Annotated in this window: 17 protein-coding genes and 3 pseudogenes; 6 read left to right on the top strand and 14 right to left on the bottom strand. The window is 33.7% G+C overall.

The features are described 5' to 3' along the window. The 6 genes and pseudogenes from ACK5ON_RS05700 to menD form a co-directional block, all read right to left on the bottom strand. A pseudogene (locus ACK5ON_RS05700) lies at positions 1–234 on the bottom strand (elongation factor P); the annotation flags it as partial. Between the two features lie 138 nt (positions 235–372). Then, on the bottom strand, positions 373–1,158 hold the full coding sequence (gene lpxA, locus ACK5ON_RS05695) for an acyl-ACP--UDP-N-acetylglucosamine O-acyltransferase (protein ID WP_409820722.1): 786 nt from the start codon (positions 1,156–1,158) through the stop codon (positions 373–375). A 74-nt stretch (positions 1,159–1,232) separates the two neighbouring features. After that, a complete protein-coding gene (locus tag ACK5ON_RS05690) occupies positions 1,233–2,621 on the bottom strand; it encodes a bifunctional UDP-3-O-[3-hydroxymyristoyl] N-acetylglucosamine deacetylase/3-hydroxyacyl-ACP dehydratase (protein ID WP_396174579.1) in 1,389 nt (462 codons plus the stop codon). 18 nt (positions 2,622–2,639) lie between these two features. Further along, the gene (lpxD, locus tag ACK5ON_RS05685; RefSeq protein ID WP_396174581.1) at positions 2,640–3,659 is read right to left on the bottom strand and encodes a UDP-3-O-(3-hydroxymyristoyl)glucosamine N-acyltransferase; all 1,020 of its coding nucleotides are present in this window, start codon (positions 3,657–3,659) and stop codon (positions 2,640–2,642) included. Positions 3,660–3,692: 33 nt separating this feature from the next. Next, positions 3,693–4,928: an HD domain-containing protein gene (locus ACK5ON_RS05680; RefSeq protein ID WP_409820720.1), complete on the bottom strand. Its 1,236-nt coding sequence runs from the start codon at positions 4,926–4,928 to the stop codon at positions 3,693–3,695. A 17-nt stretch (positions 4,929–4,945) separates the two neighbouring features. Further along, a complete protein-coding gene (gene menD / locus ACK5ON_RS05675) occupies positions 4,946–6,607 on the bottom strand; it encodes a 2-succinyl-5-enolpyruvyl-6-hydroxy-3-cyclohexene-1-carboxylic-acid synthase (RefSeq protein WP_409820718.1) in 1,662 nt (553 codons plus the stop codon). Between the two features lie 74 nt (positions 6,608–6,681). On the opposite strand from menD, the gene ACK5ON_RS05670 reads away from it, so the two are divergent. Beyond that, positions 6,682–7,182 (top strand): N-acetyltransferase family protein, encoded by a 501-nt coding sequence (locus ACK5ON_RS05670; protein WP_409820716.1) that lies wholly within the window; start codon positions 6,682–6,684, stop codon positions 7,180–7,182. Between the two features lie 55 nt (positions 7,183–7,237). On the opposite strand, the gene ACK5ON_RS05665 is transcribed toward ACK5ON_RS05670, so the two are convergent. From ACK5ON_RS05665 to ccsA, 3 genes are all read right to left on the bottom strand, one after another. Then, on the bottom strand, positions 7,238–7,612 hold the full coding sequence (locus ACK5ON_RS05665; protein WP_409820714.1) for a hypothetical protein: 375 nt from the start codon (positions 7,610–7,612) through the stop codon (positions 7,238–7,240). Between the two features lie 187 nt (positions 7,613–7,799). Next, positions 7,800–8,405, bottom strand: a complete 606-nt coding sequence (locus ACK5ON_RS05660; RefSeq protein WP_409820710.1) for a glutathione peroxidase — start codon at positions 8,403–8,405, stop codon at positions 7,800–7,802. Between the two features lie 84 nt (positions 8,406–8,489). Next, positions 8,490–11,609 carry a cytochrome c biogenesis protein CcsA gene (gene ccsA, locus ACK5ON_RS05655; RefSeq protein ID WP_409820707.1) on the bottom strand — a complete coding sequence of 1,040 codons (3,120 nt, stop codon included), beginning with the start codon at positions 11,607–11,609 and terminating at the stop codon, positions 8,490–8,492. A 153-nt stretch (positions 11,610–11,762) separates the two neighbouring features. Between ccsA and ACK5ON_RS05650 the strand changes: the two genes are divergently transcribed. Both ACK5ON_RS05650 and ACK5ON_RS05645 read left to right on the top strand, forming a co-directional pair. Then, entirely contained in the window at positions 11,763–12,524 is a 762-nt protein-coding gene (locus tag ACK5ON_RS05650) for a Rossmann-like and DUF2520 domain-containing protein (RefSeq protein ID WP_409820704.1), read from the top strand. Then, complete coding sequence (locus ACK5ON_RS05645) at positions 12,508–13,035, top strand: KdsC family phosphatase (RefSeq protein WP_409820702.1); 528 nt, start codon at positions 12,508–12,510, stop codon at positions 13,033–13,035. Before ACK5ON_RS05650 ends, ACK5ON_RS05645 begins: the two co-directional genes overlap by 17 nt. Positions 13,036–13,297: 262 nt before the next feature. Here ACK5ON_RS05645 and ACK5ON_RS05640 read toward each other — a convergent pair whose 3' ends face one another. Beyond that, on the bottom strand, positions 13,298–13,990 hold the full coding sequence (locus ACK5ON_RS05640; protein WP_409820699.1) for an SIR2 family NAD-dependent protein deacylase: 693 nt from the start codon (positions 13,988–13,990) through the stop codon (positions 13,298–13,300). A 57-nt stretch (positions 13,991–14,047) separates the two neighbouring features. Here ACK5ON_RS05640 and ACK5ON_RS05635 point away from each other — a divergent pair, with 57 nt between their 5' ends. Together ACK5ON_RS05635 and ACK5ON_RS05630 are read left to right on the top strand one after the other, a co-directional pair. Then, entirely contained in the window at positions 14,048–15,325 is a 1,278-nt protein-coding gene (locus ACK5ON_RS05635; RefSeq protein WP_409820696.1) for a hypothetical protein, read from the top strand. A 13-nt stretch (positions 15,326–15,338) separates the two neighbouring features. Beyond that, positions 15,339–15,995, top strand: a pseudogene (locus ACK5ON_RS05630) (TrmH family RNA methyltransferase). A gap of 2 nt (positions 15,996–15,997) precedes the next feature. Here ACK5ON_RS05630 and ACK5ON_RS05625 read toward each other — a convergent pair. The 3 genes and pseudogenes from ACK5ON_RS05625 to ACK5ON_RS05615 all read right to left on the bottom strand — a co-directional run bounded on the left by ACK5ON_RS05625 (position 15,998) and on the right by ACK5ON_RS05615 (position 19,726). After that, the gene (locus ACK5ON_RS05625; protein ID WP_396176304.1) at positions 15,998–16,765 is read right to left on the bottom strand and encodes a carboxypeptidase-like regulatory domain-containing protein; all 768 of its coding nucleotides are present in this window, start codon (positions 16,763–16,765) and stop codon (positions 15,998–16,000) included. Between the two features lie 235 nt (positions 16,766–17,000). Next, positions 17,001–18,971 (bottom strand): annotated as a pseudogene (locus ACK5ON_RS05620) (DEAD/DEAH box helicase). Between the two features lie 185 nt (positions 18,972–19,156). Beyond that, positions 19,157–19,726 (bottom strand): non-canonical purine NTP diphosphatase, encoded by a 570-nt coding sequence (locus tag ACK5ON_RS05615; protein ID WP_409820694.1) that lies wholly within the window; start codon positions 19,724–19,726, stop codon positions 19,157–19,159. A 119-nt stretch (positions 19,727–19,845) separates the two neighbouring features. On the opposite strand from ACK5ON_RS05615, the gene ACK5ON_RS05610 reads away from it, so the two are divergent. Continuing rightward, positions 19,846–21,108, top strand: coding sequence for an aminotransferase class I/II-fold pyridoxal phosphate-dependent enzyme (locus tag ACK5ON_RS05610; RefSeq protein ID WP_396176298.1), 1,263 nt, complete (start codon positions 19,846–19,848; stop codon positions 21,106–21,108). Between the two features lie 58 nt (positions 21,109–21,166). On the opposite strand, the gene ACK5ON_RS05605 is transcribed toward ACK5ON_RS05610, so the two are convergent. Then, the coding region (locus ACK5ON_RS05605) for a T9SS type B sorting domain-containing protein (protein ID WP_409820692.1) at positions 21,167–21,551 on the bottom strand (385 nt) is incomplete at its 5' end.

Raw genomic sequence — 21,551 nt, 5'->3', positions numbered from 1 at the left:
ATTACCCTCAGCATATAAGTATTGGAAATTCTGAGTTTCTACTCTAACCGTATCAATTTTATGTCCAGCAGAAAATGTATTGTCTAATACTTTTCCATTGGTTAAACTCTTTAATTTGGTTCTCACGAAAGCTGGTCCTTTGCCTGGTTTTACGTGAAGGAATTCGATTATTTTATAAATATCGTGATTGAACTTAATGCATAATCCGTTTCTAATATCTGATGTAGATGCCATTTTATTGTTGTTTATTATAGTTTAAAATTGTTTAAAGTTGTTTAATGTTGTTTAACGTTGTTTAATGTTGTTTAATGTTGTTTAAAAAAATCAGCCCAAACAATATTAAACTCTTAAACTTTAAACAACTTTAAACATTTAATACGAACCCGAGTATCCTTTCATAATTCCTCTTGATGAGTTTCTAATAAAATCAAGAATTTCATCTCTTTCTGGCGAGACTGCCATTTCGCCTTCAATGATTCCCATTGCCTGTGAAGTATTGTAATTTTTTTGATACAGAATTCTGTAAATATCTTGTATTTCTCTAATTTTTTCTGAAGAAAATCCTCTTCTTCTTAATCCAACAGAATTAATACCAACATAAGAAAGTGGTTCTTTAGCTGCCTTAGTATATGGTGGAACATCTTTACGAACCAATGAACCTCCAGAAACCATGGCATGATCACCAATATGGATAAACTGATGAATTGCGGCTAAACCACCAATGATAGCATAATTTCCAACAATAACATGTCCGGCCAAAGCTACACCATTTACAATAATGGCACTATCACCTATATGACAATCATGAGCAATGTGAGCTGTTGCCATGATTAAGCAATTGTTACCAATTTTGGTTTGCCCAGAAGCAATTGTACCTCGGTTGATGGTAACACATTCTCTTACAGTTACATTATCACCTATTACAGCAAGTGACTCTTCACCTCCAAATTTTAAATCTTGAGGCACAGCAGAAATAACTGCTCCCGGAAAAATGTTACAATTTTTTCCAATACGTGCACCTTCCATGATGGTCACATTAGAGCCAATCCAAGTACCATCGCCAATAACAACATTATTATGGATTGTAGTAAAAGGTTCTATAACGACATTTTTGGCGATTTTTGCGCCCGGATGTACATATGCTAAAGGTTGATTCATAATTAATTTGTTTATGGTTTGTTGTTTGTTGTTTATGGTTTTTCAACGATAAACTAAAAACTATAAACTTTTTGTTATTGTTTTTTTGCTATTTGTGCCATTAGTTCGGCTTCTGCTACCAACTTTCCGTTGGCATACGCTTTTGCCAGCATATGACAAATTCCTCTTCTAATAGGGGTTATCAATTCACATTTGAAAATTAAAGTATCACCAGGAAGTACTTTTTGCTTGAACTTTACATTATCAATTTTCATAAAAAATGTCAAGTAATTTTCTGGGTCAGGAACGGTACTCAAAACTAGTATTCCGCCAGTTTGTGCCATTGCTTCAACTATGATAACTCCGGGCATCACTGGTGCTTCTGGAAAATGACCTACAAAGAAACTTTCGTTCATGGTTACATTTTTCATACCAACCACATGATTGTCTGACATTTCAATAATACGGTCAATAAATAAGAAAGGTGGACGATGAGGCAAGATACTCATGATTTTATGAATATCCATTAATGGTTCTAGATTTAAATCATATACCGGAACTTGATTGCGTTGTTCGATTTTTATCATTTTTGACAATTTTTTTGCAAACTGTGTATTAACAAAATGTCCAGGTTTATTTGCAATAACTTTTCCTTTGATGCGAGTTCCTACTAGCGCTAAATCACCGATAACGTCTAATAATTTATGACGTGCTGCTTCGTTTGGATAATGTAAGGTTAAATTATCAAGTATTCCATTTGGTTTAACAGAAATGGAGTCTTTTCCAAATGCCACTTTAAGGTTTTCAATAGTTTTTGGTGAAATCTCTTTATCAACATATACTATGGCGTTATTCAAATCACCACCTTTGATTAATCCGTTATCCAATAAGGTTTCCAATTCATGAAGAAAACTAAACGTTCTTGCATCAGCAATTTCAGTTTTAAAATCTGCTATGTTTTTTAAAGAAGCATTTTGTGTGCCTAAAACTTTAGTTCCAAAATCAACCATAGTGGTAACTTGATAATCATCGGCTGGCATTAAAATAATTTCACTACCTGTTGCTTCATCAGCAAAAGAAATAACTTCCTTCACAACATAATAATATCGTTCAGCATCTTGATCAACAACACCAGCTTTTTCTAGAGCTTCAACAAAAAACTTTGAGGAACCATCGAGTATTGGTAATTCAGAAGCATCGAGTTCAATAATTACGTTATCAAGATCACAACCAATTAAAGCGGCTAAAACATGCTCAGGTGTTTGAATTTTAACACCCAATTTTTCTAGATTTGTTCCTCTTTGTGTATTGACCACATAGTTGGCATCGGCTTCAATTACAGGATTTCCTTCAAGATCAACTCTTACAAAAGAAAATCCATTGTTTATAGGTGCTGGTTTAAAAGTCATTGTAACTTCATTTCCAGTGTGCAATCCAACTCCTAACAATGAAATCTCTTTTTGGATGGTTTTTTGTTTAACCATTACAATTTAAATTTTAATTTATAAATTATTTTTTTTTAAGTCTTCCATATCGGAAACAATTTTCGGTAAATTTCGGAAATGGACATACGCTTTACTAAAGTCTCCATAATTAAACGCGGGTGAACCTTGCACAGTTTCACCATCTGCTAAATTTTTGCCTATACCTGATTGCGCTTGGATTCTAACATTATTTCCAATTGTTAAATGACCAGCAATTCCCACTTGTCCGCCAATCATGCAATTGTGACCAATTTTAGTCGAGCCAGCAACTCCTGTTTGTGCAGCAATAACCGAATTTTCTCCTATTTCTACATTGTGTGCTATTTGAATTTGATTATCCAACTTCACCCCTTTTTTGATTATAGTAGAACCTAATGTAGCTCTGTCAATAGTAGTACATGAACCAATGTCAACATTATCTTCGATTATAACATTTCCTATTTGAGGTATTTTGTTAAAAGTTCCTTCCTCCGTTGGCGCAAATCCAAATCCATCAGAACCAATAATACAACCCGAATGTAGCGTACAATTGGCACCAATTATTGTTTCAGAATATATTCTCACACCAGCAAATAGAATAGTATTATCGCCAATACTAACATTATCGCCAACAAATGTATTAGGATAAATTTTTACATTATTACCTATAACTACATTCTTACCAAGGTAACAGAAACTTCCCAAATACAAGTTATCTCCATAAGAAACATTTTCAGAAATAACAGACGGTTGTTCAACACCTGATTTCATTAACTTTACTTGATTGTAATATTCAAGAAGTTTTGAAAATGATTGATAAGCATCTTCAACTTTGATTAAAGTAGTAGTGATGGCTTGTTCTGGTTCAAAACTTCTATTTACAATGGTGATGGTAGCTTCTGTTGAATAAATGAAATTAAGATATTTTGGGTTTGATAAGAATGTCAGCGAACCTTTGGTTCCCTCTTCTATTTTGGCTAATTTGAATACTTCGGCATCAGGATTGCCTACAACCTCGCCTTCAAGAATTCCCGCTATTTGAGCTGCTGTAAATTTCATTGCCACAAAAATATAAAAAAACGATTTTATTACCTATTTTTCTGAAAGGACTTTTGGAAAACAGATAAAATACTTGGTTACTGGTTTTGATAAAGCTTTTAAATTCAATTGATCCGATGCTTCCACTACATCTTCAATTGTTCGGTCTTTCTTAAATATTCTAATCGGTTCGGATTCTATACTATAAGCTTGGTTTTTGATTTTTCCTTTAAAAATAAAATACTTGGCATCTTGTAAGCTGATATTATGCTCTTTGGCAAAACGAGTTGACATTTCTTGTAACACTTCTACAGGAAATTTTTCGCTGTTGAGTTTTATCTTGGATAAATCTCTGTTGATAATCATTTTGCTTAAACTACTCAAAATAAAATCATCGTGATATTGCCATTCTTTCAAAGCGCTAATAATATCAAAATCATCTAGTTGAGCAAAGGTATCTAAATCATCATTGGAGAAACTATCGAGTGTTACTTTATGCTCCATAAAATACTTTAATGGTCGACTGCATTCTACTGAAATCCCTTTTTGCAACAACTCTTTGGCTCTTTGCAAGGTTTTTGTCAAAGTTAATTCAGCAACCAAACTGGTTTTGTGTAAATACGCTTGCCAATACATTAAACGTCGAGCCATTAAGAATTTTTCTATCGAGTAAATGGCTTTTTCTTCCATCACCAACACATCATTTTCTACATTCATCATCTGAATTAGTCGGTCCGAATTGATATTTCCTTCCGCAACGCCCGAATAAAAACTATCACGCTTTAAATAATCCATTCTATCCATATCGAGCTGACTTGAAATCAACTGCAACATAAACTTTCTATGATATTCGCCTTTAAAAACTTGGATTGCCAAACTCAATTGTCCATCAAATTCTTCATTCAGTTTGTCCATAAACAACAACGAAATGGCTTCGTGATTTACTTCTTCCACTATACTATGTTCCATAGCATGCGAAAAAGGCCCATGACCAATATCGTGTAACAATATGGCAACATACAATGCATTTTCTTCTTCTTTAGAAATGGAAACACCTTTAAAACGAAGTACTTCCACCGCTTGCTGCATCATGTGCATGGCGCCAAGTGCATGTTGAAAACGAGTATGATGAGCACCCGGATACACCAAATAGGACAAACCCATTTGAGAAATACGACGTAACCTTTGAAAATAAGGATGCTGAATTAAATCATACACCAACGAATTGGGAATGGTAATAAACCCATAAATGGGATCGTTGAATATTTTTAGTTTATTAGTTTGGCTCATTTAGTAAAGATATAAATTTAGACCAAAGCTTCAAAATAGTTCAATAACAGTTTATTGTTTTCTCTCGTTGGTGTAAAAACTTCTAATATTGTTGGTTTGTCGTTGTTTTTGAACAATTGTTTCAAACTGTTTGATAAAGAGGTTTCATCGCTAGATGATATATAATCGAATTGGTACATTTTGGCTAAATGCTCGGCAGTCAAACAATGAGAAGTTTCAAAGAACGTATTGAAAGTTTCTGTTTCTTCATGCCCTGGTAATATTCGGAATATGCCTCCTCCTCCATTATTAATCAAAATAATTTTAAAATTTTTAGGAATATAATTATTCCACAATGCATTACTATCATACAAAAAACCAACATCGCCAGTAATTAGAACCGTTGGTTTTTTACTACCAACAGCTGCACCAATTGCGGTGGATGTACTGCCATCTATGCCGCTTGTACCACGATTGCAAAACACTTCTATAGTAGTATCAATTGAAAATAACTGAGCATAGCGTATGGGAGAACTGTTACTAATTTGCAACTGAATATGATTTGGCAAATTAGATAATATACATTCAAAAGCTTTTAAATCAGAGAATTTAATTTTAGAAAGATACTCTTGGTGTTTAATTTTTCTTTGTTGATGAATTGCTTCAAAAGTGGCTTTATAATTGCCTTTTACATGATTTACAAAGGGTAAAAATTGTTTAAAAAACTGATTGGGATGTGCAATTAAATGTTTGGTCAAAGTGCCAAACGTATCGTAAGCTCTCAATTCATCAATATGCCAATGATGATTTGGTTTGTATTTCCTTAAAAATGACTTTACTCTTTTAGACACAATCATACCACCAAAAGTAATTAGAATTTGAGGTTGTAATTCTGTAAATTCCTTTGAGCCAAATGGTGTTATCAAAGTATCAATAGTATTGATAAGTGAAGGATGATGCAAATTGGATATAGTTTCTGTTAATACCACTACGGATGGAAATGTAGCTAACAAATCTATCCATTTTTGTTCTACTGAATTTGGAGTGCATTCGCCTACTAAAATTAAAATCTTATCGCTTTGATTCCATAAGTTAGAAAAAGAAGCAATATCATCTTGGCTAACAAAATTGTTAATTTTAAATGTATCATAAATATTGCAATCAACTGATAGTTTTTTTGTAGTTTCATACAATGGTTCTTCAAACGGAACATTGATATGCACTGGTCCTTTTTGGGCAATAGCCACATTAATAGCTTCATTAATGCTAACATCGTTTTCTTTAGTGGCAGCTTCTGTAAGGTTAGCGTTGTATAAAGAATGATTCAAAAAAACATTTTCCTGGCGAATGGTTTGCCCATCGCCAATATCTATTTTATCAGTAGGTCTGTCGGCAGAAATTACAATAAACGGAATTTGACTGTAAAATGCTTCTGCCAATGCAGGATAATAATTGAGCAATGCCGAACCCGAAGTACACACTACAGCCACTGGTTTTTGAGTTTGTTGTGCAATACCTAATGCAAAAAAGGCCGCACAACGTTCGTCTGCAATGCTGTAACATCTAAATTTTGGATTGTTAGTAAACCCAATAGTCAGCGGCGCATTTCTAGAACCGGGTGAAATAATAATATCGTGAACTCCTTTGGCATTACAAATCTCAATGATGCTTTGTGCCAAAGGTATTTTAGGGTAAATCATTTATTATAAACTTTCAAGATAACAAAGATACAAAGGTTCAAAGTTTTTTTTACATTTAACTTTTTAATTGTGAAATGGAAAAAACAACAATCAGACCCTATAAAACCGAAGATTTACAAGCCATTGTGGAAATTATAAATTTTAATATTCTAAACTCAACGGCACTCTATGATTACCATCCCAGGACATTGGAACAACAACAAGCCATTTTTGAGGATAAACTAAAAAAAGGTTTTCCAATTATTGTAGCAACTATGGATAATCGTATTGTTGGGTTTGGTTATTACAGCGAGTTTCGTTTTCGTGAAGCTTATCGTTTTACAGTGGAACATTCGCTTTACGTTTCTAATGATTATTATGGTAAAGGTATTGGTAAGCAGCTTTTATCCGAATTGATATCTTTAGCAAAAAAGCAAAAATTGCACACTATGGTTGCTGTTATTGACTCCGAAAACCAAAGTAGTGTTGTTTTTCACGAACGGTTTGGGTTTGCAACCGTTGGAATTATAAAGGAATCTGGATATAAATTTGATCGATGGCTGCATTCGGTAATTATGCAGTTGTTATTGGAATAATTAAAAAAAACTAACCAATTACTTCATCAGGTTTCTTATATAAGAATCAGGATAATTAAATCAATTCGATGCTATTTTCTTCTAAAATACTTAAAAGATAAGCACTTTGATTGGCATCATATTTCTCTACTCCACTTTGATACCATTTTTGTATGACATCTATTTGAAAGGCGTTGTAGCCATCTGCATTGATACTCATTCCTAGCATTCCTGCCAAAAGAAAATCTTCTAAAACTTTGTTAGTTACTATAAGTTGCGGAATACCATATACTACTTTTCCATTCATTCCTTCATAATTTGAACGACCTTGATTGAAACCCATTATGAAAGCTTCATTTTTATTGTCAAGAATATTTATATGAGGGTTTAAACCGCTAGAATAACCATCAAGGTATTCTTGTCTATACAAAGGGTTAAATATGTCTTTCATCTTACTAATGTGTTGTGCTATCGAAGTATTGAATTCAAAAATAAACACATTAGTATAGTAACTCTAATAAAATCGTTGAAAGGATAAAAAACTCTTTAAATCACTATGGCAGTGACGTTCGTCGGTAAAATAAAATAAAAAACCTGATGAATTGCTCCATCAGGTTTTGGTATTAAGACATTGAAAATTATTTTCCATTTATCCAACCTACTATTTCATCATCGGTTGGTAATACGCGTGGGGATAATACTTTTACCAATTGACCTTCTTCATTGATAAGATATTTTTGAAAATTCCATTCTACTTCGCTGTCTTGTAAACCATTTTTACCTTTTTGTGTTAAGAATTGGTAGATTTCAGTCATGTCTTTCCCTTTTACCGATACTTTACTCATCATGGGGAAGGTTACACCATAATTGCTTTTACAAAATTTAGCAATCTCTTCATTACTACCTGGTTCTTGAGACCCAAAATTATTGGCAGGAAAACCAACAATTACAAAATTCTTGTCTTTGTATTTTTCATAAATAGCTTCCAAATCTTTGTACTGTGGCGTTAATCCACATTCTGAAGCGGTATTGACAACTAATATTTTCTTCCCTTTTAGTGAAGCAAAATCAAATTCTTTACCATATAAATCCTTTACCCTAAACTGGTAAATAGTTTCAACTTTTGTTTCTGTGTTCATGTTTTCATTATAATTAGTGATGGCAGTAGCTGTGCTGGATTGTGCATTATTTTGGCAACTCCAAAGCAATATTAAACCAAAAGTGAGAGTAGCAAGTTTTTTCATTATATAAATTTTTTATCAAAATTACGAATATTATTAGCATATTAAAGCTTTATTTAGAGTATTTTATTAGTGGTTTAAACTTAATTATTTTTTATAATATTTATAATACATTGGATAGGATATTGCCCCTATAAAACTCATTCCACCCAAAGTCATCCAAATCCAACTTAACGATTTTGCTTCTCCACTGGCATAGGAATGCAACCCTACTAAATGAAAATTTACGCCATAATAAGTAAACAAAATAGATACGAAAGCATACATCGCCATTAGATTAAAAATCCAAGCATTTCGCAATGAAGGAACAAAACGTGCATGAATAACAAAGGCATATACCATAATACTAATTAATGCCCAAGTTTCTTTTGGATCCCAACCCCAATACCTTCCCCAACTCTCATTTGCCCATTGTCCACCCAAGAAGTTTCCAATGGTTAGCATCACTAAACCAACAGTTAATGCCATTTCGTTGATATAAGTGATTTCTTTTATGTTCAATTCCATTTTGGCTTTGTTCTTTTCATTAGTAAAGAAAATCAATACTAAAGACACAAACCCTAATATCATTCCCAAAGCAAATGGTCCATAACTTGCCACAATAACTGCTACGTGTATCATCAACCAATAGGAATTCAATACTGGTTGTAAATTTGCTATTTCTGGGTCAATCCAGTTGGCATAAGCAGCAGTTAAAATCATAGCAGTTACAAATGCAGCTGATGCTACTGTCAATTTAGATTTTCTGTCAAATGCCAATCCGAAGAACATGGTTGCCCATGAAACATAAACTATTGCTTCATAGGCATTACTCCATGGTGCATGCCCAGAAATGTACCAACGAGCAATTAACCCTAATGTATGTGTTGCAAATAGTAATCCTACAATTACATGCAATACATTTACAGTGACTGACAGCCATTTTTTCTCTTTAAAAATTTGAATAATGGTAAACAACATCATCAAAGCGGCAATGGTTAAATACCAATAGGGCAACTTCTGAAAAACATCATATTTATTGTAAAGAATCTCATAATCAATTTTTTTATCCGATGGTCGCACTGCTTTACCAAATTTCTTTTGATAGGTTTCTATACCATTGCGCATGGTGTTTGCCATCGTATAGTCTTTTGTTTTTGAACCAATCATCAATGACTCTAAGTAGTATGGAAAAGCAGTTTTTATAGTATCCAAAGCCGTTCCAGTAGCATGACTAAGTTCTACATTAGAAAGCCATTTGTTGTTTTTATCATTTGGAACAGGATAAATTTTGAGAATACTTCCAAACAATGCACTGTTCATCAAATTCACTTTCTTGTCCGTTTCAACAAAATCTTTTTCAAATTGGTTTGGGTTGGCGGTTTTATATGCCTCTTCTAAATAAGGAGACAATTTGTAATTGCCTTTATCGTCAAAAAAATTTTTGAAAGGGATGAGTTTCTGTCCTTTATCTGCACCAATTATTTTTCGGATGCTGTCGTTGCCAGTTTTAATATAAATCAACGGAACTTCTATCCAAGCAAAAGGGAATTGTTTCATTGACAGAAAAACTTGGTCGGGATTCATTCCGTTAAAATCATTGCTGTGACTCACTTTTCGCAACAATTCAGAGGAAAAAGTATTGATAGGTTTCATTCGTCCACCAGCATCTTGAATAACCAATCTTCCAAACTCTTCGGCTTGTTTTTTGGGGACTTTATAATGTAAAATAGAGTCCAAATAATTCATTTTTGGAGTCGTGTGGGGATGATTTTGGGAAAAACCAGTAAAGAAGCAAAACAACACTACTATTGTTAGCAGTTTTTCTTTTTTTCGTTTCACGTTTTCTAGTTTGCGCTTCAAATCAGCAAAACGAGAATGTTTGGTAAACAATAACGCCATCATGCAAAAGAAGAGCAGAAAATAACCAATATAAGTTATTGTTGTTCCCCAAAAATCATGATTTACCGAAAGCACTGTTCCTTTTTCATCTGGATCAAAAGAAGCTTGAAAGAAACGAAAACCCTTATGGTCCAAAATATTGTTCATGTATATGCGCGCATCTAACGTTTCAGTAGAATCTTTGACTGTAACTTTACTTTCATAGGAGGAATAACTATTCTCGGTTCCTGGATATTTCTCTGCAATAAAGTCATTCAGTTGAATACTAAATGGCAAAGTATAGACTTTACTACCATAGCTTAGAGTAAATTCTAAATTACCCACTTTAACGACCTTTGGATCGCCTTGTTTTCCTTTGGAACCAATCAATGTTACTATTTCTTTTTCATCATTTGATACAATCGCTAAAGTAATAGCATCTTCTCCATTTTTGGCTTTGAAATCACCACTAGGCACAAAAGTTTTTACGCCTTTTTTGGGTTGGTCTGGTATAACAAACTGTGAACCGCCAAGGTTATAGAGCGAACGATACATTAATTCTTGTACTGAATCTTTAGCTACTTTACCTTGCAATTTATCTGCCATTCGCATAAACTGTCCGTCAAAAGGTGCCAAAATTGTATTGGTTTTAGTATCGATGTTAATTGCACCTTTAGTTGGTTTGTTCAAAGCAAACAATACATTGTGAATGTTTTGAACTTCACCTTCTTTTAGCATGTGTTCGTGTCGCGAACCATCACCCGATTCTACTAGTTTTAAATAGACATCGCCATTGGGAGTTTCTTTGATCGTTTCTTTGGCATCTAAAACAAAGTTTTGGTATTGAATTTCAAAAGGAATATCGGCAAAATTATCAGCAATAGAAAAATCATTTTTAGTCACTGGTGAAAGTAGCAACGGTTTTTCAAACGTGCGTCGCATCATTTTGCCTTTATAATCGCCATCAACAAAAACGGTTAAATAATTTTTATCCGAGAAAACCTGATTAGATGAAGTATTTTCTCTTATAGGCATCATGCCTTCGTAGCTGATGTATCGGGTAATAAAAGCACCTACAATAATAAAAATCCACGATAAATGCATTAACAATGTTACCCATTTTTCTTTTTTGTACAATTGGTATCGCTTGATATTTCCAATAAAATTGATTACAAAAAACAACATAATAGCTTCAAACCACCAAGCATTATAAACTAAAATCCGAGCAGTGTCTGTATTGTATTTGCTTTCAATAAAAGTTCCTGCTGCCATCGCCACAGCAAAACCAATAAACAAAAGCGCCATCAGTCGTGTAGAGAATAAAATCGAGTATATTTTCTTTTCCATGGGTAAGGAATAGTATTTTTAAAAGTGGCACAAAAATAAATGAAATAAATAGAATTCTACCTCATTTACTTTAGGTTTTAATTCTTTTTTATGACTTGTGTATTTCTTTTATTTAAAATAAAAAGTGAAATTTTTTTTCAATAATTTAGCCCCATGATTCAAGTTTCAATTATTGGTTCTGGAAATGTAGCACAACATCTCATTCAAGCGTTTGCTAAAACAACTGAAATTGAGTTGGTTCAAGTCTTTTCTAGAAAACCAGAATTGTTATTTTCTTTGGTACCAAATCATAAAATTATTTCCGATTACAACCTACTAAAAGCGGTTGATTTAATCATCATTGCGGTTTCCGATGATGCTATAGCTATAGTATCGGCTCAAATTACTTTAAAAAACCAACTCGTAGTGCACACTTCGGGAAGCGTTTCTATGGATGCACTAAATAGTAAAAATCGCCATGGAGTATTTTATCCGTTGCAAACTTTTTCTGTTTCCAAAGAAATTGATTTCAAATTAATTCCTATTTGCCTCGAAGCAACAACTAGAAAAGACTATCAAATTTTGGAAAAAGTTGCAAAATCAATATCAGATGTAACATACAACATCAATTCAGAACAACGAAAAGCATTGCATGTTGCCGCTGTTTTTGTGTCAAATTTTGTCAATCATTTGTACCAAATAGGTAATGAATTGTGTCTTGAAAACGATTTGTCCTTTGACATTCTAAAGCCACTAATTACTGAAACAGCCAACAAGATACAAACCCTAAGTCCAACACAAGCACAAACCGGACCTGCAAAGCGAAATGATACTCAAACCATTAAGGCACATTTATCATTTTTAACCAATGACAACCAAAAAGAAATCTATAAATTACTAACCAAATCAATCTTAGACAATGGAAAAAAGTTATAAAGAACTCATGAATACCATCACCACATTTATTTTTGATGTAGATGGTGTTTTAACCGATAGTTCGGTTCATGTTACGGCTACAGGTGAAATGCTTCGCATCATGAACATTCGCGACGGATTTGCTATGAAAGCCGCTCTTGAAAGTGGCTATAATGTCTGTATTATTTCGGGAGGCAATAATGAAGGAGTTCGGATTCGGTTGAGAAATTTGGGAATTACAGACATCCATTTGGCTTCTCCAGATAAAGTGGCGACGTTTAAAGAATACATCGAATTGTATAACATTAAACCAGAACAAGTGTTGTATATGGGCGATGATATTCCCGATTTTCACGTCATGCAATTGGTAGGGTTACCAACTTGTCCCCAAGATTCTAGCCCAGAGATTAAAGCGATTTCAAAATATATTTCTCATAAAAATGGAGGAAAAGGGGCTGTTCGTGATGTCATCGAACAAGTGATGAAAGTACAAGGCAAATGGCATTTGTATTATAATGGGAAACACGATTGATTATAGTGTTCAGTGTTCAGTGTTCAGTCCCGAAGCTTCGGGATAGTGTTCAGTTAATTAGTTTTATAAATAAAATATGAGATTTCAAGATTTATTGGCTTATCAAAAATCATTTGCATTGGTAATGGAACATTAAATTATATAAGAAATTGTTTAATGAATAATTAAATAGGAGAAATGAATTTAGAAAATGTATTTTTTTTAATGATTTTATATTTTCAATAATTTTGAGTAAAAAACCATATATAAAACCCTGAACATTTTATAACAATTCTAATAACTTTTGTTTTAAAAGAGGAACACCTTCGGTAGCATTCATTGGGATAATTTCTAACGAATTCTGTAAATCATAAATGGTGGCTGGTTTTGGATCGATATATAATATGGGGACATTTTTATTAGTATAATGTAATAATCCTGCCGCTGGATATACTTGCATTGAAGTACCAATGATAACTAAGTAATCAGCAGTTTGAGTAATTGCTATAGCTTCATCTAATGCTGGAACGGCTTCACCAAACCAAACAATATGTGGGCGTAATTGATTCCCGTTTTTATCAAAATCTCCAATATTTAAATCGCTTTTCCATTCTAAAATATACGTTTCATCAACCGTACTTCTCACCTTGAGCAATTCGCCGTGCAAATGCAACACCTTCGAGCTTCCAGCTTGTTCATGTAAATTATCTACATTTTGAGTGATTATATGAACATCAAATTCACTTTCTAAATCTGCTAAAGTATAATGACCAAGATTGGGTTTAACTTCATGAAGTTGTCTTCGCCTTTGATTATAAAAATCCAAAATCAATTCCTTGTTACGTTGCCAACCATCGGGAGAAGCGACATCCATAACGTTGTGTCCTTCCCAAAGACCATCGGCATCGCGAAAGGTTTTGATGCCGCTTTCGGCTGAAATTCCGGCACCAGTCAAAACCACTAATTTCTTTTTCATCTAAATAATTTTCTTCTATATTATTGCATTTTACTATTTTTACTAAAACAATTAGTTATGAAGTACATCAAAAATACATTTTTTAAATTTTTCTTCCTTTATTTTTTCTTAACAATCGCTCCTTGGTTGTTATTAAGTTTTATTCCTGGATTAAGTTACGTAACTGATTTCTACACAAAAGGATTTCAATGGATAGTTTTTAATTTTAACGATTGGTTTTTGCATGTCAAGCATCCACTCAACACCGAAGGTTATGGAAGCGGAGATACTTCCTATGCTTGGGCTGAGTTTTATACCATTATAATTTTATCCTTTGTTTTTGCGTTATTATGGAACTTTTTGGGCAGAAAAAATAAGGAGTCACCTACCATTTTCTATTGGCTAATAACGTTGATTCGGTATTACATAGCTTCGGTAGCATTTACATATGGTTTTATCAAATTGTTTGCGTTGCAAATGCCTTTTCCAACTTTAAGTCAATTAGCGACACCTCTAGGCGATTTTCTACCGATGCGATTTAGTTGGATGTTTATTGGCTATTCTCAACCCTACCAATTCTTTTCGGGTTTTATGGAAGTCACTGTTGGCCTGTTACTTCTGTACAGAAGAACAATTCCACTAGGGTTAATTGTTGGACTTGGGGTATTTATAAATGTGTTTGTAATGAATATGTGTTATGATATTCCAGTTAAGTTATATTCTATGGAGATTGTCATTTGTTACTTATTTTTATTAACAATTGACAGCAGAAAATACCTTAATTTTTTTGTATTTAATAAACCAACAGTTCCAACAACTAAATATAATTATCCATTGACTAAAAGATGGCAAAGAATAGTTCGAATTGTTCTAAAGGTTGTCTTTATAATTCTTACCATTGGTTTTAATCTATACGATTGCATCGATTGGTACGGGCAAGTAAATGTATCTGATACGAATGTAATTCCAAAAGGTGTATACAATATTAAAGAATTTAAAAAGAATAATAAAGTCGTTTCTTTCAACGCTAATGATACATTAGCATGGAAGGATTTTATATTTGATAAAGGAAAAATGGGAAGCATCAAAACAGCCGATACTACCTTTTTGAATAGGTACGGGAGAGCTTACTTTATTTATGAAACTGATAATTCCAAAAAAATAATTCATTTTAAAGAAGGGATGTCAGATAGTGTTAGTTTATTTAAGATGAAATATAAATTTATTAATAAAAATACACTTCAGTTAGAAGGTGTGTTCAAAAAGGACACTTTATTCTATGAACTAATTAAAAGTGATAAGACTTTCCAGTTAGCAGAGAGACAGTTTCATTGGATATCTGAAGCGAATAGATAAACTAAAAATAATTATGATTGACTTCGATTATCTCAACTATCTCGAAGAATTTTTAACAAACAACAGAAAGGAACGGTTTCAAAAAGTATTAGACAATCGCACGAATCATTTTACCATTGCAGTAGAAGATATTTTTCAGTTTCATAACACCAGTGCTGTGATGCGTAGTTGTGAAGTTTTTGGGATACAAGAAATCAATATTGTGGAGCAACACTTTGGCAAAAATATTGACAAGTAAATCGCTATGGGTGCTCAAAAATGGGTGGATATTAACAAATTTGAGAACATATCAAACTGTATTCAAACGCTAAAAAGTAAAGGTTATCAAATCATTGCTACTACTCCACATAATGATTCTTGTTTGTTACACGAGTTTGATGTAACCAAGAAAAGTGCTTTATTTTTTGGCACCGAAAAAGAAGGACTTTCTCAAGAAGTAATGGAACAAGCCGATGGTTTTTTGAAAATACCTATGGTAGGTTTTACGGAAAGTTTGAATATTTCCGTTTCGGCAGCGATAATTATTCAAGACATTACCACTCGCCTACGTCAATCTAATGTAAATTGGAAACTTTCAGAAGACGAAATATTGGAAAAAAGATTGCTTTGGGCAAAGAATACCATTAAAGACATTAAGAGAATTGAGGAACGGTATTATTCTGAAAAATAATTTTAATTTTTCTTCAATATCTTATACTGCTCATAACATTCGCTGATAGCATCCATGATTTGCAAATCGTTGGCGGTTTGAATAAAGGATTCGGAATAATTACAACGCTGTAGAATTTCGGCAATTTCTTTTTTGTCTACACCTAAAAGTGCCGCGATGGTCTCTCTATCAAACTTAGATTCCAAAAGGTTTCTCACTGTATCATCTTTCTTCATTGCCTTAAGTCTTTTTAGCTCCGTGGGTTTATTGCCAAAGAAATTATACAACATATCGGCAGGATTAAAAATAGAACCTAATACGCGAGTGAAAGCATTTGGCGAACTTTCACCAGCTTCGTATGCTGCTGGTAATCCAGATATACTATATCTGAAATTTTCTTTTTCGGGAATTAGTTTTGAATCAATTTCAAGATATCCTGTTAAATCATATTTTTTAACAACAATTTCTTCAAGCGCAATGGCCTTTTCGGTTAAAAAAATCTTTGCTGTGCCGTTTTTTAACCAGTCATTCGTAACCCTAACTCTCAAAGATTGGTATCCTAAAATTGAAATGTGAAGTGTATCACTGACACTAACTTCGAGTTCAAAAAAACCTTTGGCATTGGTAACAACACCTTTTACTTTGTTAATATTGATGACATTTGCATTCGCAATTGGCAGTAAATTATTATCATTAACAATAGTTCCGGAAACTTTTTGGGCAATTTGATTGTCTTGTGCAAATGCACTTAGGGAAAGCATAAAAATGTAAATAACTGTAAAATATCTCATAGCCAATTTTGATGGTTTAAAAGTATGAAACTCTTTTAAGATATTTTACAGTTTGTATTTAGAATTAGAACAAAATTAACAAAATGTTGAAATTCCAAATTTTAAATCACAAATTCCAAATAAAAGTCAACTTCAAAAAATGAAAAAAAAACTCTGATTTCATTTAGAAACTGGAGTTTATTAAAAGTGCCAAATTATTGTTATTTGGATTTTTTATTTTTGACATTTAAAATAGTTAACTTTTTCTTGGTCTTTTTGCTTTAGCATCATCAAATGAACGACCTGCTGGTTTATCAGCGCTTCCTCCTGAACGTCTGGGTGCTCGTTCTTCTCTTTGAAAAGAACCTGGTTCTCTTTTTGGAGCTGCACTTCTATCGCTTCTAAATCCACTTTCTCTAGCTGGTCTGTCTGATGAAAAACCACCTTCACGTCTTGGAGCAGATCCTCTGTCGCTTCTGAATCCACCTTCTTTTCTAGTACCGAAACTTCCGCCACCACTTCTTGGTGCTGAACTTCTTCCTCCAAATCCGCCTGAGCTTCTTCTTTCTCCGCCACCACTTCTTCCGTTATGGTCACGTCTTTCTCTGCTTCCACCGTCGTGTTTAGAAATCTCAACATTAATTCTTCGTCCGTTCATGTCATATCAGTTTAGAACAGACATCACTTTATCAGTATGTTCTCCATCAGTATTGAAGAAAGAGAAACCTTCTTTGACATCCACTTTGAACACATCATCACGACCTAAGTCTAATGTATCTTTTAAGAAATCTTTTAATTGCATCCAATCAAAATCATCTCTTGAACCAATGTTTACAAAATAACGAACAGGATCTCCAGCTCTAATTTCTCTTGGTTCTGAACTACGTTCACTTCTTTCACCTTTTTCACCAGATAAATCACGTTTCTTTTTGTAGTAATTGATAAATCTATTGAACTCCACAGAAACCATTTTCTTAATCAATTCTTCTTTCGACAAACCATCAAGTACTTCGTTGATAGCTGGAAGATAGTTGTCTATCTCATGATCTACTTCGGTATCTTTAATTTTATTGGCTAAGTGCAACAATTGGATTTCACAGATTTCCATTCCAGATGGAATCGTTTTTTCTTGAAATTTTTGTTGGATGATTCTTTCGATTGATGAAATTTTTCGCAACTCACTTTTGGTGATGATTACGATAGAAGTTCCCAATTTCCCAGCTCTACCGGTTCTTCCTGAACGGTGTGTATAGGTTTCAATTTCATCTGGTAATTGATAGTTTACTACGTGTGTAATATTATCAACGTCAATTCCACGAGCAGCAACATCAGTCGCAACCAACATTTGAATTTGACGACCTCTAAACGATTTCATTACACCATCACGTTGTGCTTGTGATAAATCGCCATGCAAAGCTGCTGCATTGTAGCCGTCTTCAATTAACTTTTCAGCGACGGCTTGAGTGTCTCTTTTGGTTCTACAAAAAACTACTGAAAATATATCGGGATTAGCATCGGCCAATCTTTTCAATGCCTCGTATCGATCACGAGCATTCACACAGTAAAATTCGTGTGAAACTGTTGCTGTTCCTGAATTTTTAGTTCCAACAGTAACTTCTGCTGGATTGTGCATAAATTTCTTAGCTATGCGTGCTACTTCTGCAGGCATTGTTGCTGAGAATAACCAAGTGTTTTTCTCATCTGGAGTATCCGACAAAATGGATACAATGTCTTCATAAAATCCCATATTCAACATCTCATCGGCTTCATCAAGAATACAGAAGTTAATGTTTTTGATGTTTACCAATCCACGATTAATCATGTCTTGCATTCGTCCTGGCGTTGCCACAATAATTTGTGCGCCACGTTTAATCTCTCGGGCTTGTTCTGTAATACTGGCACCACCATAAACTGCCACTGTATGTAAACCCTTTACATATTTTGAGTATTGTTTAATTTCGTTGGTGATTTGTAAGCAAAGCTCACGCGTTGGTGATAAAATTAACGCTTGCGTACTTCTATCTTCAGCATCAATTTTTTGTATTAGCGGGAAACCAAAAGCTGCCGTTTTCCCTGTACCTGTTTGTGCTAAAGCTACCAAGTCTGTGTTTTGTTCCAATAGTACTGGAATCGCTTTTTCTTGCACTTCTGACGGATTCTCAAATCCTAGATCTTTGATCGCCAGCAGTAACGATTCATTCAGACCTAATTGTTCAAATTTATTCATATTGTATTTTAAAATTTGGTGCAAAGGTATGTTTTATATACCGTAAAAACTAATTTGTTTGGTTTTGATAATCAGCGAATTATGTTTTGGTCAGAAGATGGAAGAATGGAAGATGGGAGATACCAAGGAAAAGAAGTTAATATTTTACACAAAAACTTCCTTCTTCCTACTTCTATCTTCCATCTTTATTTTAAAAAATCAACCAATTGCTTCACAGCCAAACCACGATGGCTAATAACTGATTTTTCTTCTAAAGTTAACTCAGCAAAGGTTTTATAGTACCCATCAGCTATAAATATTGGGTCGTAACCAAAACCGTTGGTTCCTATTTTTTCTTCTATGATTTTTCCGTTGATGACTCCTGTAAAAAGGTTTTGTTTTCCGTCAAGATTTAATGCTATAACCGTTTTAAATTGTGAATTTCTATTGGATTTACCTTCAAGATTAGCCAATAATTTATCCATATTATCATTAGCATCTCTTTGCTCACCAGCATATCTTGCCGAAAAAACTCCGGGCTCTCCATTCAAAGCATCGACTTCCAAACCGGTATCATCGGCAAAACAATTGTAGCCATAATTTTGGGTTACATAATTGGCTTTTAGTATAGCATTACCTTCAATAGTATCGGCAGTTTCAGGGATTTCTTCAAGGCAACCTATGTCCTCTAAACTCAATAATTGAAACATTGGAGGAAGCAAAATTTGAATTTCCTTGATTTTATTCTTATTATTTGAAGCGAATACGAGTTGCATATTTAACAATTTTAGTAAGCAAATATAAATGTAGTTTGAGTTTCAAAAACATAATTGATAATCTTTTATTTCAATATTTTTATTACTATTTTTGCACCGTTTTAAAACTATATAAAATTATGGTAAAAGATTTATTCGAAAGAATACAAAACAATAAAGGTCCACTAGGAAAATGGGCTTCACAAGCTGAAGGTTATTTTGTTTTTCCAAAATTAGAAGGAGAATTAGGACCAAGAATGCAATTTCAAGGAAAAAATATTTTGAATTGGAGTTTGAATGATTATTTAGGACTTGCCAATCATCCCGAAGTTCGAAAAGCAGATACTGAAGCAGCGATTCAATATGGTGCAGCATATCCAATGGGTGCTAGAATGATGAGTGGTCACACTGATGCTCACGAACAATTAGAAAATGAATTGGCTGCTTTTGTTCAAAAAGAATCAGCTTATTTATTGAACTTTGGGTACCAAGGAATTATGTCATGTATTGATGCTTTGGTTACCAAAAATGATATTATAGTGTATGATGTAGATGCGCACGCTTGTATTATTGATGGTGTTCGTTTGCACATGGGAAAACGTTTTACCTATCGTCATAATGACGTTGAAAGCATGGAGAAAAACCTGCAACGTGCTACCAAAATGGCAACTGAAACTGGTGGTGGAATTCTTTTCATCACCGAAGGTGTTTTTGGAATGCGAGGCCAACAAGGAAAATTGAAAGAAATTGTGGAAATGAAAAAGAAATACAATTTTCGCTTATTAGTAGACGATGCTCACGGTTTTGGCACACTAGGAAAAACTGGCGCTGGTGCTGGAGAAGAGCAAGGTGTTCAAGATGAAATTGATGTTTATTTCTCGACATTTGCAAAATCTATGGCGAGCATTGGTGCTTTTCTTGCTGCTGATAAGGATATTATCGATTATTTGAAATATAATTTACGTTCTCAAATGTTTGCCAAAGCATTGCCAATGATACAAACTGTTGGTGCTTTGAAAAGATTACAATTATTAAGAGATAATCCAGGATTGAAAGACAAACTTTGGCAAAATGTAGACGCATTGCAAAATGGATTACGTGCTCGAAACTTTAATATAGGCGATACCAATACATGTGTTACGCCAGTATATTTAGAAGGAAGCGTTCCTGAAGCTATGGTTATGGTCAATGATTTGAGAGAGAATTATGGAATTTTCCTTTCTATTGTTATTTATCCTGTTATTCCAAAAGGAATTATATTGTTAAGAATGATTCCTACTGCATCTCATACATTAGCTGATATAGATGAAACATTAGCTGCTTTTGAGATTATTCGTGAAAAACTGGTTAATGGAACTTATAAAAAAATTGCTGATGAAACTAAAGTTGATTTAGATGCATAAGTAATTATTTTGACTAGTCCTAAATAATAGTTACAAATTATTTAGGCCTATTCAAAGTTTATCTCTTCATTGCAAAATGGGCTTTAAATTGTTTCATCGTGCTTTGTTCGAGATAATCCACAGTAAACCAATAATCATCTGATGGCAATTGTTGGCCGTTGTACGTTCCATCCCACCCTTGTCCTTTGGAACTGAGTTGTTTGATTAGTTTTCCATGACGGTCAAAGATGTAAATCTTGGCGTTTGGTTGTCCACCTAAACCTTTTATATTCCAAGTATCATTATATCCGTCGCCATTTGGGGTGAAATAATATGGGTAATCGATGATTTGAACGTCTTCTATAACGAGTTCCTCACAGCTGTAATCGCCTCCTTCGGTATCCCAAACATGGATTACGTGTGTGCCTAATGATACGCCTTCAAAAATATTGCTCTCTTGTCGT

Source organism: Flavobacterium sp., from assembly GCF_046317795.1.
Classification (GTDB): Bacteria; Bacteroidota; Bacteroidia; order Flavobacteriales; family Flavobacteriaceae; genus Flavobacterium.
The sequence above is the reverse complement of the archived record's forward strand: the minus strand, read 5'-3'. Positions and strand labels throughout refer to the sequence as shown.

Excerpts from the sequence above, each read along its gene's own strand:
- lpxA (WP_409820722.1), bottom strand. The coding sequence starts at position 1,158 with ATGAATCAACCTTTAGCATATGTACATCCGGGCGCAAAAATCGCCAAA.
- ACK5ON_RS05690 (WP_396174579.1), bottom strand. The coding sequence starts at position 2,621 with ATGGTTAAACAAAAAACCATCCAAAAAGAGATTTCATTGTTAGGAGTT.
- lpxD (WP_396174581.1), bottom strand. The coding sequence starts at position 3,659 with ATGAAATTTACAGCAGCTCAAATAGCGGGAATTCTTGAAGGCGAGGTT.
- ACK5ON_RS05680 (WP_409820720.1), bottom strand. The coding sequence starts at position 4,928 with ATGAGCCAAACTAATAAACTAAAAATATTCAACGATCCCATTTATGGG.
- menD (WP_409820718.1), bottom strand. The coding sequence starts at position 6,607 with ATGATTTACCCTAAAATACCTTTGGCACAAAGCATCATTGAGATTTGT.
- ACK5ON_RS05670 (WP_409820716.1), top strand. The coding sequence starts at position 6,682 with ATGGAAAAAACAACAATCAGACCCTATAAAACCGAAGATTTACAAGCC.
- ACK5ON_RS05665 (WP_409820714.1), bottom strand. The coding sequence starts at position 7,612 with ATGAAAGACATATTTAACCCTTTGTATAGACAAGAATACCTTGATGGT.
- ACK5ON_RS05660 (WP_409820710.1), bottom strand. The coding sequence starts at position 8,405 with ATGAAAAAACTTGCTACTCTCACTTTTGGTTTAATATTGCTTTGGAGT.
- ccsA (WP_409820707.1), bottom strand. The coding sequence starts at position 11,609 with ATGGAAAAGAAAATATACTCGATTTTATTCTCTACACGACTGATGGCG.
- ACK5ON_RS05650 (WP_409820704.1), top strand. The coding sequence starts at position 11,763 with ATGATTCAAGTTTCAATTATTGGTTCTGGAAATGTAGCACAACATCTC.
- ACK5ON_RS05645 (WP_409820702.1), top strand. The coding sequence starts at position 12,508 with ATGGAAAAAAGTTATAAAGAACTCATGAATACCATCACCACATTTATT.
- ACK5ON_RS05640 (WP_409820699.1), bottom strand. The coding sequence starts at position 13,990 with ATGAAAAAGAAATTAGTGGTTTTGACTGGTGCCGGAATTTCAGCCGAA.
- ACK5ON_RS05635 (WP_409820696.1), top strand. The coding sequence starts at position 14,048 with ATGAAGTACATCAAAAATACATTTTTTAAATTTTTCTTCCTTTATTTT.
- ACK5ON_RS05625 (WP_396176304.1), bottom strand. The coding sequence starts at position 16,765 with ATGAGATATTTTACAGTTATTTACATTTTTATGCTTTCCCTAAGTGCA.
- ACK5ON_RS05615 (WP_409820694.1), bottom strand. The coding sequence starts at position 19,726 with ATGCAACTCGTATTCGCTTCAAATAATAAGAATAAAATCAAGGAAATT.
- ACK5ON_RS05610 (WP_396176298.1), top strand. The coding sequence starts at position 19,846 with ATGGTAAAAGATTTATTCGAAAGAATACAAAACAATAAAGGTCCACTA.